The organism is Azohydromonas lata NBRC 102462, assembly GCF_001571085.1.
Lineage (GTDB): Bacteria > Pseudomonadota > Gammaproteobacteria > Burkholderiales > Burkholderiaceae_C > Azohydromonas > Azohydromonas lata.
Window position 1 is genome coordinate 1 of the sequence record NZ_BCTC01000310.1, and the last position, 875, is coordinate 875.

The window sequence follows — 875 nt, forward strand, 5'->3', positions numbered from 1 at the left end:
GAGCCTGTTAGGCACCCGGCTCTTGCGCGTCAACGGCATGAGGCAACATCAGGCACGAGTAGGCCACCAAGTGCATGCCTGCCAGCGTGGACTGCAGCCGCTCGTAATCACGTGCCAAGCGCCTGAAACGCGCAGCCCATGCAAAGCTGCGCTCCACGACCCAACGGCGCGGCAGCAGCACGAAGCCGCGCCGGGCCTGGGGATGCTTGATGACGCTGAGCGTGATGCCGTGCTCCGCAGCGGCCTGTGCAGCTTGTGCGCCCGTGTAGCCCTGATCCACAAAGGCCAGCTCCACCGAATCCCCAGTGGCGTGCTGGATCTGCCGCGCCAAGTCGGCAACTTGTGCGCGGTCTTGCTCGTCAGCGGGCGTGACCTTGAGCGCCAGCAAATGCCCCAGCGTGTCCACCGCCACGTGCACTTTGGAGCCGCGCTTGCGCTTGGCCCCGTCGTACCCCGCCCGTGGCCCGCTCTCAGGCGTGGATTGCAGCGTGCGGCTGTCAAAGATGGCTGCCGAAGGATCAGCTTGGCGCCCAGCGGCTACGCGCAATACGCAGCGCAGGTCGTGGACCATGGCCTCGAAGACACCGGCAGCAAACCAGCGCTGGGTCTGTTGGTACACGATGGCCCAGGGCGGCAAGTCGTGGGCCATCATGCGCCACGACCCACCGACCTTGACGATATAGCGCAGCCCGTTGAACACCTCGCGCAAGCTGTGGCGTCGCTGCACGCAGTCCTCAGGCATGAGCGCCAGGTACGGCATCACCAACGTCCATTCCTCATCGGTGACGTCGCTCGGGTAGGGCTTGCGCTTGGCTTGGGCAGATCCAGTCATCTGCCCTACATGGGGTCAACCAGCTCAGTTCCTAACAGGCTCT

Annotated in this window: 1 protein-coding gene; it reads right to left on the reverse strand. The window is 64.9% G+C overall.

Going from position 1 to position 875, the window contains the following annotated elements; translation table 11 throughout:
* Positions 1-7: 7 nt before the first annotated feature.
* Positions 8-832 (reverse strand): IS5 family transposase, encoded by an 825-nt coding sequence (locus ALA01S_RS31255; RefSeq protein ID WP_066343690.1) that lies wholly within the window; start codon positions 830-832, stop codon positions 8-10.
* Positions 833-875: the final 43 nt, after the last annotated feature.

Coding starts and splice junctions, on each gene's coding strand:
- ALA01S_RS31255 (WP_066343690.1), bottom strand. CDS start 832: ATGACTGGATCTGCCCAAGCCAAGCGCAAGCCCTACCCGAGCGACGTC.